General features: G+C 41.7%; 9 protein-coding genes. 4 read left to right on the plus strand and 5 right to left on the minus strand.

Going from position 1 to position 12,647, the window contains the following annotated elements:
- Positions 1-13: 13 nt before the first annotated feature.
- Positions 14-793 carry a ribonuclease HII gene (locus tag HMPREF9184_RS06125; protein WP_000207528.1) on the minus strand — a complete coding sequence of 260 codons (780 nt, stop codon included), beginning with the start codon at positions 791-793 and terminating at the stop codon, positions 14-16.
- Positions 780-1,631: a ribosome biogenesis GTPase YlqF gene (ylqF, locus tag HMPREF9184_RS06130; protein WP_000201287.1), complete on the minus strand. Its 852-nt coding sequence runs from the start codon at positions 1,629-1,631 to the stop codon at positions 780-782. Before ylqF ends, HMPREF9184_RS06125 begins: the two co-directional genes overlap by 14 nt.
- Positions 1,632-1,840: 209 nt before the next feature.
- On the opposite strand from ylqF, the gene mazE reads away from it, so the two are divergent.
- Together mazE and HMPREF9184_RS06140 are read left to right on the plus strand one after the other, a co-directional pair.
- Positions 1,841-2,056 (plus strand): type II toxin-antitoxin system PemI/MazE family antitoxin, encoded by a 216-nt coding sequence (gene mazE / locus HMPREF9184_RS06135; RefSeq protein WP_001098937.1) that lies wholly within the window; start codon positions 1,841-1,843, stop codon positions 2,054-2,056.
- Positions 2,040-2,396, plus strand: a complete 357-nt coding sequence (locus tag HMPREF9184_RS06140) for a type II toxin-antitoxin system PemK/MazF family toxin (RefSeq protein WP_000560805.1) — start codon at positions 2,040-2,042, stop codon at positions 2,394-2,396. Before mazE ends, HMPREF9184_RS06140 begins: the two co-directional genes overlap by 17 nt.
- Positions 2,397-2,429: 33 nt before the next feature.
- On the opposite strand, the gene HMPREF9184_RS06145 is transcribed toward HMPREF9184_RS06140, so the two are convergent.
- The 3 genes from HMPREF9184_RS06145 to rexB form a co-directional block, all read right to left on the minus strand.
- A complete protein-coding gene (locus HMPREF9184_RS06145) occupies positions 2,430-3,608 on the minus strand; it encodes a hypothetical protein (RefSeq protein WP_001130894.1) in 1,179 nt (392 codons plus the stop codon).
- Between the two features lie 123 nt (positions 3,609-3,731).
- Positions 3,732-7,385 (minus strand): helicase-exonuclease AddAB subunit AddA, encoded by a 3,654-nt coding sequence (gene addA, locus HMPREF9184_RS06150; RefSeq protein ID WP_000991541.1) that lies wholly within the window; start codon positions 7,383-7,385, stop codon positions 3,732-3,734.
- A complete protein-coding gene (gene rexB / locus HMPREF9184_RS06155) occupies positions 7,382-10,657 on the minus strand; it encodes an ATP-dependent nuclease subunit B (protein WP_000772395.1) in 3,276 nt (1,091 codons plus the stop codon). Before rexB ends, addA begins: the two co-directional genes overlap by 4 nt.
- A 122-nt stretch (positions 10,658-10,779) precedes the next feature.
- On the opposite strand from rexB, the gene HMPREF9184_RS06160 reads away from it, so the two are divergent.
- Together HMPREF9184_RS06160 and HMPREF9184_RS06165 are read left to right on the plus strand one after the other, a co-directional pair.
- Entirely contained in the window at positions 10,780-11,589 is an 810-nt protein-coding gene (locus HMPREF9184_RS06160) for a Cof-type HAD-IIB family hydrolase (RefSeq protein ID WP_000593609.1), read from the plus strand.
- 144 nt (positions 11,590-11,733) lie between these two features.
- A complete protein-coding gene (locus HMPREF9184_RS06165) occupies positions 11,734-12,642 on the plus strand; it encodes an ATP-binding cassette domain-containing protein (protein WP_000859669.1) in 909 nt (302 codons plus the stop codon).
- The last annotated feature ends 5 nt before the right edge of the window (positions 12,643-12,647 follow it).

The following is a 12,647-nucleotide window of genomic DNA, read 5'->3' on the forward strand; positions in this document are numbered from 1 at the left end:
CATTTCCTCCAACTTAACTTTCTTTATTTGCTGAAACCAGTGATTTTATCGGTTCAAAACTGGTCCGATGAATGGGAGTAACTCCTAGTTTATCAAGACCTTCTAAGTGTTTTGCTGTTCCATATCCAGCATTTGCAGCGAAATCATATCCAGGAAACTGGTTGTCATAATCCTTCATTAAACTATCCCGTGTCACTTTGGCAACTATAGAAGCGGCTGCGATAGAGAGCGACTTAGCATCTCCCTTGATAATTGCTGTTTGGGAAATTGGTAAATCAAGTTGCATGGCATCAATCAGGAGGTGTTCAGGTTGAGGACTGAGCTGGGAGATTGCTTCTTTCATGGCGAGTTTGGTCGCTTCATAGATATTGATTTGGTCAATGACTTGATTATTCATGATTCCAATGCCGATTGCCAAGGCTTGGTCTTGAACGGCTTGAAAAATCTCCACATGTTTCTTTTTAGGGATTTTTTTGCTATCGTTAAGGCCTTTAATCTTACAATTTTTAGGTAAAATAACGGCTGCAGCGACTACAGGTCCAGCAAGAGGACCACGGCCGACCTCGTCAACGCCTGCAATTAAGGTTAATCCTTGTTTATAAAGCTCTTTTTCATAGGAAAGCATAGATTCCAAGCGAAGGTCTTCATCCAGTTCTGCCTGAATGGCTTTTTTCCGCTTGCTGATTTCCTTTTGAACTCCAGTTCGGCTATCTTTTTCCAGTTCAAGAAAAAGGGGATTGTCTAAGTCTTTGACAGTAGCAAGAAGTTCTCTGATTTCTTTAATCGTCGTCATCGATATCGTCCAATGTATCTAAGGTATAGTTACCGAGCTTTCCATCGCGGACTTCCTTCACGAAGAGACTGTAAAAACGGTCGTAGTCGTCTCGGAAACCAAGAGCACGTGTCATATCCATGATGATTACAGGAGCTTCTTCTTCAATTTTCATTTGTTTAAAGCGTTCAGCTAGCTTATCTGGATAATGTTCTTTGAAATAATTGAGACCAAAAATGGTCACTTCATCCATTGGAAGTAACTGGTCCTTAATAGCTCCAGTTAAGGCTAGTTTAAGTGCGATAGTATCATCTTCAAACTTAGGCCAAAGAATACCTGGTGTGTCTAAGATTTCAAGGTCTTTATTGGTTTTGAGCCATTGTTGCCCCTTGGTAACACCTGGTTTATTGCCGACAACCGCAATTTTTTTTCCAGCCAAACGATTCATCAGGGTTGATTTACCAGCGTTTGGAATTCCGATAATCATAGTCCGCAAGGTTTCAATCTTGATACCGCGTTCTTTCTGGCGTGCAATCTTATCAGCCATGAGCTTTTTCGCTGCATCAGTCACAACTTTTACAGTAACTTGCTCTTTGGAATTGATGGCCAGTGTTTGAATTCCTTGTGATTCAAAGTACTGACGCCATTCTTTGGTCATTGCTGGATCTGCAAGGTCTGCCTTGTTTAAAATCAAAAGTTTGGGTTTATCACCCACAATCTTGTTCAACATAGGGTTTTGACTAGATAAAGGTAGACGTGCATCTACCAAAATCGTCACAAAATCGACAAATTTTAAATTCTCCTGAACTTGTCGCCGAGCCTTAGACATGTGGCCCGGAAACCATTGAATAGTAGCCATAATATTTTCCCCTTCCGACTAAAAAAACGTAATAAAACGTTTTCTTTCTCACCATCTATTCTATCATAAATTAGGTGCTTTTGCACAAGCTTTGACTAAAATAAAATCACACTAACATACATAACTTAATTTATGTATGTTAGTGTTTGCTTGACGTTATTTGCTGTTTGGTATATACTTTGTATATACGATTTCGTGGAGGTGGAGTGATGAATACGGTAAAGACTCGGAAGGTGGGAAATTCTCTCACAGTGACCATTCCTAAAAATTTGGGGATGACTGAAGGTCAAGAAATGGTTGTCTACAAAGGGATTGACGGAGTCATTGTCTTGGCTCCGAAACTAAAAGATCCTTTTGATGGGATTGCTGATTTAAGAATGGCAAATGATTTTGAAGGAGTAAGGTCACTTGATAGCGAAATCTGAGTATATTCCTGAAAAGCAAGATATCATTTGGCTGGACTTTGATCCATCAGTTGGTCGGGAAATTCAAAAACGGCGCCCTGCCTTGGTTGTGTCTAGGAGAGAATATGCTTTGCAAACTGGTTTTGTGGCTGTCTGTCCTATCACCCATGGTCAGCAGCATTTAGCAGAAAAAGGCCTGCTCGTTCCTGTCTCGTTGGATAAGGTAGATGGTGCTGTCAACCCATTTCAACTGTATACCTTTGATTTTCGGATGCGCAATGCTCAAAAAATAACTAGAATGGACACTCAGTGTTTTCAGAAAGTTGTTCAACTTTACCAGTACATCTTTGGAGATGCTTAAATCCTACCATGCATAGACAAGGTAGGATTTTTTCTATATGAGCAATCTATCTAAAAATGGGTGAAGGCAATTGAGGAGAATCCCTCTAATCCAGCTTTCTTGTGCTGACGATAGATGTTTTGTCTGAAGGCATTCTTTTAGAAAATCTCGAACTTGTTCTGGAGCAATCTCAAACTCAAAGGCTTTCATCTTGTAGAAAAAGTCGACGAGTTGCTCAGACATGTAATCTTCTGAAAAGGGCACTTCTCCAGTTTTTCGATATTCTAGTAAGAGTCGAGAGAATCTGGCTTTTTCATCTGGTAAATCACGAAAATAAGAATTAAGAATCCAAGTCTGCTTTTGCTTTCTTTCAATAGGATCCTGATTTGCAATTCTCTGGTCTTTTTCAAGCTCTTTTTGATTTTGCTTTGCCTTGATGACCCGTTCTTCTCTATTTTTACCAAAAAGGATTTTCTCCCACTTTCGTTCTTCTTGGGTTAGGGTTTCTGTAAAACCGAAGTAATCTTGATAAGCTCGTTCAGCAGGCCCCATGGCTAGGATGAGATTATCTGCGTATTGCTTGGCGATTTTATCTCTTTTCTTACGTTCTTTCTCTGCCTGAATCCGTAAATTCTGCTCGTAGTCTATTTTCTCCTTACCTAGTCTGATAAGGTAGAGTTGGTCGTCGGTCTTACCAAGTAAAAAAGGTTTGATACACTTTTCCAGCACTTCTTCCATACGAGCCTTCTTCTTTGGCTCTGCCTTGGTCCAACTTCCACCTTGAAAGACTTCTAGGAAGAGCTGGTAATCTTTCTCAGGTGCAAATTGATTGCCACGATTGGCTTTGAAAACACCTTTTTCCCAAAACCAATTTAGAAGTCGTTCATCAAAATCGCTTTTATTGACCTTGATTTTTTCCTTTTTCTTGACCTTTCTAGTCAGATTTTCGAGCTTTCTGAGAAGTTTTTCTTCCTCTTCTAGTTGCTGGTCGAGACTAATACGGTGAAAATGGCGAACACAGTCACTTCCGATAGGAAAGAGACGTTGACCTGTGACATTGTTAAAGAGTTCGTAAGCATATTTAATGGCATTTCCGCAGATACAATTGCTACGGCCAATACCATTAAAAATCAAGGAAACTTCATTCCATTCCTTGGTAGCTTGATCCCAAGTATCAGCTTTTGAAGCCTGTAACACCGCATCATGCAGGGATTTTCTAACTGGAAGTGGCATGAGGTCTCCTTTCTAATACTCAATGAAAATCAAAGAGCAAACTAGGAAGCTAGCCGCAGGCTGTACTTGAGTACGGCAAGGTGAAGCTGACGTGGTTTGAATTTGATTTTCATTGAGTATAAATTATACTTTTACAACTTGAACCTCTTCTTTTCCGAGTAAGATCAAGTATTTTTCAATATTTTCAATCGAATAAGTTCGTGATAAAGCTTCTCCGTAGAGGGCTAACTGACCACGATAACGGTCTATGAGTTGACTTGGATCATCATAGCGGTCTGTCTTATAGTCGAACAGAACGATTTTGTCCTCGTAAAGCAGATAGCCATCAAGGATACCACGGACAACGAAGTCTTCCTGACTCCTTTGGTCTCGTTTGAGCATGGAGAAGGGTTGTTCGCGATAGAGATGGTTTGTATTGGCGAGAATCTCCTGACCAAGTGGCGTATCAAAGAAAGCTAGGATTTTAGCAAGATTGATCTTGCCTCTGACAGCTTGGCTGGTTTGAACTTGTTTGAGAGTATCTTTCAGGCTAGCAAGTGTTGGTTGCTGACTGAGGTCAATTCTTTGCATGAGTTCGTGGGTTGCACTACCAATCTCCGCTCCAGTTACCTTTTCTTTAGTTGAAAAATCTGGTAAATCGAAGCTGATATGTTTCTCTGGTGATTTGGTTTGGTTAGCAATTTGTACCCCTTCCATATCCATCACCGGTTCATAGAATTTCTTGATTTGACTCGGTGTTTGGACACTTGGGAGCTCAATAGCCGCACGGTGAAGAGTATTATAGACTTCCACCTCTTTGAGCATTTCAAGAGCTTCTTTAATGGTATCTGACTGACGGTTGCTTGCTTGGGAACTATCTTGTAGAGGGCCCATGTTTTCCAATTGACCAATAGCTTCTCTGGTCAGCTGGTCTTCACCAACAAAGCGATAGCTAAAGTTGAGATTATCTTTGGCAAACACTTTAGTGATAGCCCAAATCCAATCTTGGAAATTCTTGGCTTGCAGTCTGGTATTTTTATCTAGTTTTCCGTTTTCAGCAGCTGGATATTCCTTGGCTTCCAGCTTTTCACGAGAGCCCTTACCGACAAGATAGAGCTTTCTCTCAGCCCGTGTCATGGCAACATACAGCAGACGCATCTGCTCTGAATAGCTAGCCAGTTTCAGTTCTTCTTCATTCTGCGTATAAGTAAGGCTAGGAATGGAGAGTTTAATGGTTTTAGGATAGTGAGCTTCAACTGCTCCTGTTTCCACCTTGGCAATGTATTTGACACCAAGCCCATTTTTTCGACTGAGAATGATGTCTGACATAGAGTCTTGTTTATTGAAGTCCTGATCCATGTTGAGGATAAAGACATAAGGAAACTCCAGTCCTTTGCTCTTGTGAATTGTCATGAGTTCCAGGGCATCTTTAGGCGGTGCGACGGCTACGCTTGCGAGATCATGCTGGGCTTCTAAAACCTGATCAATCATACGAATAAAACGTGACAAGCCCTTGAAATTACTCTTTTCAAACTGATCTGCTCGCAGAGCTAGGGCATAAAGATTGGCTTGTCTAGCTGGACCGTTTGGCAGGGCCCCAACATAGTCATAATAAAAACGGTCGTTGTAAATCTTCCAAATCAAGTCATAGAGAGAGTGGGTTTTGGCATATAAGCGCCAAGAATCCAAAATATCCATGAATTGATTGAGTTTTTCAGCTAGATCCTTGTGAATTAAATCTTTCTGGCTAGTTGCTTGTTTTTGAGCATTGACCAGTTTCTCATAGAGATTTTCTTGGAGTTTATCTTCTACTTTCTGAAGGGACAAGCGTGCCAACTCGTCCTCATCAAAGCTAAACATAGGAGACTTCATCAGAGCTACCAAGGCATAGTCTTGCAGGGGATTGTGAATGACACGAAGGGTATCCAGCATGACTTGTACTTCTAGGGATTGGAGGTAATTGTTTTGCTCGCCGTCTGTTTTAACAGGAATTCCGTACTCAGACAGGGCGAGTAGAATCTGGTCATTTCGACTGCGACTGGAAGTCAAAAGGGCAATTTCTTTAAAGGAAACACCTTTTTCCTGATGAAGTTTCAAGATTTCCTTTATGACTAAGCGCATTTCCCCAGTTAGTTTCGTTTCTGCTTGACTCTCTTCTTCCTCTTGTCCGCTATCGTCCTTATCGTAGAGGAGAAATTCTGCCTTGTTGTCTGGATTAGGAGTCAGTTTGGTATTGGCAAAAACAAGCTGGTGCATGCTATCATAGTTGATTTCGCCGACCTCTTGGTCCATAAGGCGTCCAAAAGCATCATTGGTTGCTGATAGCACTTCTGAACTACTACGGAAATTTTCCTTGAGGAGAATCAACTTGCCTTCTTGAGGATTTTGCGCATAGCGTTGGAATTTTTCATTGAAAATCTGCGGGTCTGCCTGACGGAAACGATAGATGGACTGCTTGATATCTCCCACCATAAAGCGATTGTGACCATTCGACAGCAATTCCAACATCCGTTCTTGAATGTGGTTGGTATCCTGATACTCATCGACCATGACTTCGTGGAAGCGATCCTGATAAGCCTCACGAACTTGCGGGAAATTCTCTAAAATCTCAATGGTGTAATGACTGATATCAGCGAATTCAAAGGCATTTTCCTGACGTTTACGTTCACGATAAGCCTCCACAAAATCACTCATAAAGGTTTGGAAGGTTTTAGTTAGCTCCCAAGTGTCTTTATAATAATGTTCTTGGTAGTCGAGAATCGTTATCTGGTCCGCCAGTTGTCCTAGTTTAGCAAACTGGGTCTTTCTCTCATCGTTATAGGCATCAGCCAGTGGCTTCAAATCGGCCTTACGACTGGAATTAGCCAGAGCTCGACCGTTTTTCTCCTTCGAAATGGCAACAACACGCGCAAGAATTGCTTGATAAGCCTGGCTATCGGACTCTTGATTTAAGGAGCCAATTTCATCCAGAACCAACTGCACATTTTCTAAATAGGCAGCTTTGGGAAACTCCTTGGCATCATTATCCAGATGATAACGGAAGAAACTTTCCAAGTCCCAAAGCGCCTGCTTGATTTGCTCAGTTAGTTTGTCTTTTTCATTTGCAAAGTCAGCTTCTTCAAATCCTTTGAGGAAGGAGTTGCTCAACCATTTTTGGGGGCTACTGGTGGATTGAAGAAAATCATAGATTTTGTAGACTTGCTGGCGCAGACCTCGTTCATCCTTGCCTCGCCCAGCAAAGTTCTTCACCAAACGGCTAAATTTCTCTTTATTCTCACCTTGGTAATGGTCTTCAAAAACCTGATGAAAAACTTCGTTCTTTAAGAATAGCTGTTCACTTTCATTTTGCAGAATACGGAAGTTCGGTGCGATATCAATCAGATAGCCGTGTTTGCCAAGGAATTTTTGTGTGAAGGAGTCCATGGTTCCGATGGCCGCGTTTGGCAGATCCGCCAACTGACGTCCCAAGTGTTGTTTGAGATCAACATCATCGGTTTCTTGGATTTGCTGGCTGATTTTTTTCTCCAAGCGTTCCTTGAGTTCAGTCGCAGCCTTAACGGTAAAGGTTGAGATAAAGAGTTGAGAAATTTCCACACCACGCGCCAATTGATCAAGAATGCGCTCGGCCATGACAAAGGTCTTCCCTGAACCAGCAGACGCTGAAACAAGGATATTTTGCCCTGCCGTATAAATGGCTTCGATTTGCTCGGCAGTTTTCTTTTGTTCCTTACTCGAATTCGCTTCTGCTTCTTGCATTTTTTGAATTTCTTCCTCAGTTAAAAAGGGAATAGCATTCATCGATTCAACTCCTCTCTCATTTTTTTAAACCAAGCTTGCTTGAGTTTTTCTCCGACCAGACGTTTGCCATCCTCTAGGTCTAACTTTTCTAGGAAACGAGCTTGACCCAAATGGTAATTGGCTTCAAATCCTGTAATGGCTTGATGTTGCTGCACGTATGGGGCAATACTTCTGCCGTTCTCTGTGTATGGATTGATGGCGAACTGGCCTTCTAAGATCTTCTCAGCCGCTTTCTTGTAAAGATGAACATTGTAGTCCAGTAGGAGCTGAAATTCATCATCTGTCAGCTGATTGGCCTTGTTTTTGTTGTAAAATTCGCCCAAATGACTACTTTCTTTCTCTAAAAAGATTCCTTGGTATTTCATAGACTTGCTGGCTTCTACTACTGCTCCTGCCAGACTTTTAACGGTCAAGAGAGATTGGACAGGCTCAGCCATTTCCAAGTACATGGCACCGAAAAAGTTCTGCTCCCCTTCTCTTTTTAGGGCTGCTAAATAGGTTGGCAGTTGGGAATTAAGCCCATTAAAGAAATGAGGAAACTGGAACTGAGTCAAACTAGACTTGTAGTCTACCACCCCTAGTGCTCCATCAGCTTTCAGGCGGTCAATCCGGTCCACCTTACCTCGCACATGGACACTGCGACCATTATCCAGCTGAATAAATGCTTGGTCTCTGCCGCCAAATGTTGCCTCTTCTTGGATGGTTTCGATGGCTGGATTATGACGAAGGATGTGGCCAGTAGTCCGAGCGACATCAAGAAGAACTTCCTTGGTAAACTGGGCTTCCAAACTTTCTTGATAAATGGCTTCAAATTCCCGTTCTTGACTGGTTTCCTTAATAGCTTGCTCCAGACGTTGGTCAAACGAATTTTCAGCAGGCAGTTTCAAGGCACGTTCAAAAATACGGTGTAAGAAATTCCCATGACTGCGAGCATCTGGACGCAGGCGCAATTCTTCCTGCAAACCAAGGACATAACGGAGGAAATAACTATATTCATTGCGGTAAAACTCTGTCAAACCAGAGGTAGACAGATAAAACTCCTTGTCAGCTGGATAAAGAGCTTGCAAGGTATCCTTTGCTAATGGCTTGCTGCTTGGGCTGGTTGGGAGGGCAGGATTGGCAAGGCCTTTTTGGTCAAGTTTTTTCCCCATGACACGCGCCAGCACCTTGACAAAAGTTAAATCTTGTTCATTTTCACTAGAAGCAGCCTGCTGATGATAGGCAACCAGACTAGACAAGAGACTGTGATAAGAACCCATATCTTCTTTGCTAAGATTTTTATGGTTCATCCTCTTTTCTCTTCGGCAAAATCCAAAACTTACCAGTTCATGAAGATAGGCAGATTCCTTGCTCTCGTTTTCATTGAGAAGACTTGGTGCTGACAAAATCAATTGCTTACGGGCAGAATTGACCAAGGAAAGCATGGTATAGCGATTTTTCTTGAGATTTTCACTGCTGGCAATCAGCAGTTGAGCCCCCTCTTCTGTCGCTTGGTTTAAGGTCTCTCTCTCTTCGTCTGTCAAAAGGCTGGTATTTTGAGCGATTTTTGGTAAATGATCCTGAGTGAGTCCAATGCCATAGACAAAGTCAGCAGTCAGTGGTGCAATCAAATCGTAACTCTGCACCAGAACAGTGTCCACTGTCGCTGGAATGGTTCGATACTGAGATAAAGTCATTCCTGAGTGGAGTAAGGCTAAGAAGTCCTCCAGACTTACTTGTGAACCAGCAAAAACGGTCGCAAATTGTTCTAAAACATGACAGAAAGCTTTCCAAACTTCGGCTTGTCTCTCCTGTTCTATGGCTTCCATAGTGGATGTTAAACCTTGCATCTGCTTGCTTAAAGCAGCATTTTTTAGAAAAGTACTCCACTTTTGCAAGAGATTTTCAGCCTTTTGTTTCCGACTGGCAAACAAGGTTTCTAGAGGAGCCAAAACTCGTAAACGAATGGCATTCAAACGTTCCAAATCAAACTTTCCATGGTGGGATTTGGTGAAGGTTTGCTGAAAGGCTGGCAAGCCGTTGATACCAAGATAGAGGAGGTATTGTTCAAAGGCATCGATATCAGCTTGACTAAGATCAGTATACAAGCCGGTTCTGAGGAGGTTAATCAAATCCTCCTGACGGAAACGGTAGCGTTTTAATCGTAAAATAGACTCCACATACTGGGTCAAGTGATGATGAGCCATGGATTCGCTTTTACCTAGATAGAATGGAATCTGATACTGGTCAAAAATGGTCTTTAAGGACAACTGATAAGAAGCCACATCTCCTAACAGAATCCGAAAATGCTTGTAACTCAAGTCTGGATTGTCATGTAGTTTTTGACGAATGCTGCGGGCTACCAACTCCAACTCTTCCTTTTGTGTCAAGCAAGACCAGATTTGCAGATTTTCACGGTCCTTGTCATCGATATCTAAGGTGACTTCTGAAAAGTCATAAGAAGACTCCAGCAAACGAGAGGCCTTGTCAAAACTATCCATTTTCTCATGAGTCTGAGAGCGGTCTTGGGCAGGCGTTTGATATTTAGAACCTAAATGATGAAGAAATTCTATACTGGCCTGGTAGAGATTGCCCTCAGCGAAGGGACTGGTATAGGCCTTCTTACTTGCATAAGCACCAATAACAATCCCAACACCTTTACGATGGAGCAGATCCACCACATGCTCCTCCTCAGCGGAAAAACGGGTAAAACCGTCGATAACCAAAGCCAGCTGACTGAAATCACTACTTACCTTTTCATTCTCAATAGCCTCAATCAAATGGGACAACTGACTTCCCTGAGACAACTGGCTTTTATTGAGATAGGCCGTTACTTTCTCAAAAATCAAAAGTAAATCTGCTCGCTTGTCCTCATCGGTCAAACTTTCCAAGTCCAAAAAACTCATCTGAGCAGTCGTCATCTCGTGATAGAGTTCAATCAACTGCTGGATAAATTGAGGGTCTTGTTTAATAGCACCATAAACTCGTAACTTTTTGGGATCAAGTTCAGCCAGGCATTTATAAAAGGCCATCCCAAGGCCGATGTCATCAAGACTGGTCTTTGTAGGCAAGTCATTTAAAACCAGGTAACGAGCCATTTGAGCAAAGCGCGTGACAGTAATGGCAAAAGAAGCCTGCTGGGACAAGCATTCCAGCACGGCACGTTCCTTTTCAAATGAAAGAGAGTTGGGGGCAATGTAGAAGATCCGTTTGCCAGCAGCAACCAGCTCTTCTGCCTCTCTGGTTAGGATTTTTGTCAAAGAAGTCCGAACATCAGTATAAAGTAATTTCATCTCTGCCTCGTTACATTTTCTGTCATTATCCTATATTATACCATGATTTAGCCGAAGATTCTGCCTCTTTCTAACCAAAATATGCTATAATAAAAGCAAAAACACCTAGAAAAGGAAGCCTTATGATTAAACTACTAGCCTTAGATATGGACGGAACCCTCCTCAATGAAGCCAAGAAAATCCCACAAGCCCACATTACTGCCATTCACCAAGCTATTGAGAAAGGGGTAAAACTGGTTCTCTGTACGGGCCGCCCACTTTTCGGTGTCCTTCCTTATTACAAAAAATTGGGACTGGACCTCCAGAATGAGTATGTCATTGTCAATAATGGGTGCTCAACCCACCAGACCAGTGATTGGAGTCTAGTTGACTGGCAAGAACTCAGTCCAGCTGACATTGAATACCTCTATGACCTAGCTGAAAAAAGCGATGTCCAGTTGACTCTTTTTGATGAGGAACACTATTTTGTCCTTGGTGGCAAGCCAAATGAAATCGTTCAAAACGATGCAAAACTAGTCTTTTCAGACCTGACTGAAATTTCCCTTGAGGAAGCCACCAGTGGTAAGCATCGTATGTTCCAAGGCATGTTTTTAGGCACTAAAGAACAAACAGACGATTTTGAAGAGCGTTTTGCTGAGGAACTCTGCCAAAGATTCAGCGGCGTTCGTTCGCAGCCTGTCATTTATGAAGCCATGCCACTTGGAACCACAAAGGCTACTGCTCTTTCACGACTAGCAGAGATTTTGCAGATTGAGCCTTCAGAAATCATGGCTATGGGCGATGCTAATAATGATATCGAAATGCTCCAGTTTGCAGGCCTTGGTATTGCTATGGGAAATGCTAGTGACCATGTCAAATCTCTAGCTGATGACGTTACAGAAAGCAATGAAGAAGACGGCGTCGCGCGTGCCATTGAGAAGTATATTTTATAGAGAAAATCCCCAGTTAAATCCTTAACTGGGTTTTTGACATTTTAAAAATCTGAAAACTTTAGAAACTCTTTAGAAATACTTGAGCTTTCCTTGATTTCTATGCTTTATACTAAAGTTATCAAAATAAATCAAAAGGAGATAATCATGAAAACAGTACTTGAAATTCATGGATTGTCCAAAAACTTTGACAAACAAGCTATTCTTCAAGATCTTAGTCTAACGATAAAAGAGGGAGATATTTATGGTCTAATTGGGAAAAACGGAGCAGGTAAAACTACTCTTATCAAAATAATTACACAACTACTGTTTGCGGATAAAGGAACTGTTTCCCTCTTTTCTAGTCAATCGGAAAAGGAGTGGATCAAGTCCCTATCTCGAGTAGGTTCGGTTATCGAATCACCTGTAGCTCATAATCACTTAACAGCATACCAGAATCTGAAATATTATTGTATGATACGTCATATTCCAAATGCTGATAAGGTGATTCATGAGACTTTGGACTATGTTGGGTTGTCAGATACAGGAAAAAAAGTCTTTCGTGATTTTTCACTAGGAATGAAACAAAGACTTGGCATCGCCATTGCCCTCCTATCCAAACCTGATTTCCTGATTCTTGATGAACCCATTAATGGTCTCGACCCAATTGGAATCAAAGAATTTCGTCTCATGATTCACCGGCTCAATCAAGAAAAAGGCATAACTATCCTCATCTCTAGCCATATCTTGTCAGAACTCTATCTCTTAGCTAATCGCTTTGGTATTCTGGATCAAGGTAAGATTATCCGTGAAATCAGTAAAGCTGAATTTGAAACACTGAGTGAGGATTATATTGTGCTTAAAACAAGCGACAAAGAAAGAGCTTGTCAGGTATTGAAAGAACAAATCCAACTCCAGTTTAAGGTTGTCAATCCTGAAAATGAAATCCATATCTTTGGTAATGAACAAGATGTCAAACAGATTCTTAAGCAACTAACTTTGGCCGATGTTGCTATTGATGAGATATACTTTGCCCGTCAAAACCTAGAAGAATACTTCACACAATTGGTAGAATAGGAGAA

It is taken from the genome of Streptococcus sp. oral taxon 058 str. F0407, assembly GCF_000235485.1.
In the GTDB taxonomy this organism is placed as follows: domain Bacteria; phylum Bacillota; class Bacilli; order Lactobacillales; family Streptococcaceae; genus Streptococcus.

What these genes read in the sequence shown, in the direction of transcription:
- HMPREF9184_RS06125 (WP_000207528.1), bottom strand. Translation starts at nt 793, where the DNA reads ATGACGACGATTAAAGAAATCAGAGAACTTCTTGCTACTGTCAAAGAC.
- mazE (WP_001098937.1), top strand. Translation starts at nt 1,841, where the DNA reads ATGAATACGGTAAAGACTCGGAAGGTGGGAAATTCTCTCACAGTGACC.
- HMPREF9184_RS06165 (WP_000859669.1), top strand. Translation starts at nt 11,734, where the DNA reads ATGAAAACAGTACTTGAAATTCATGGATTGTCCAAAAACTTTGACAAA.
- HMPREF9184_RS06145 (WP_001130894.1), bottom strand. Translation starts at nt 3,608, where the DNA reads ATGCCACTTCCAGTTAGAAAATCCCTGCATGATGCGGTGTTACAGGCT.
- ylqF (WP_000201287.1), bottom strand. Translation starts at nt 1,631, where the DNA reads ATGGCTACTATTCAATGGTTTCCGGGCCACATGTCTAAGGCTCGGCGA.
- addA (WP_000991541.1), bottom strand. Translation starts at nt 7,385, where the DNA reads ATGAATGCTATTCCCTTTTTAACTGAGGAAGAAATTCAAAAAATGCAA.
- rexB (WP_000772395.1), bottom strand. Translation starts at nt 10,657, where the DNA reads ATGAAATTACTTTATACTGATGTTCGGACTTCTTTGACAAAAATCCTA.
- HMPREF9184_RS06160 (WP_000593609.1), top strand. Translation starts at nt 10,780, where the DNA reads ATGATTAAACTACTAGCCTTAGATATGGACGGAACCCTCCTCAATGAA.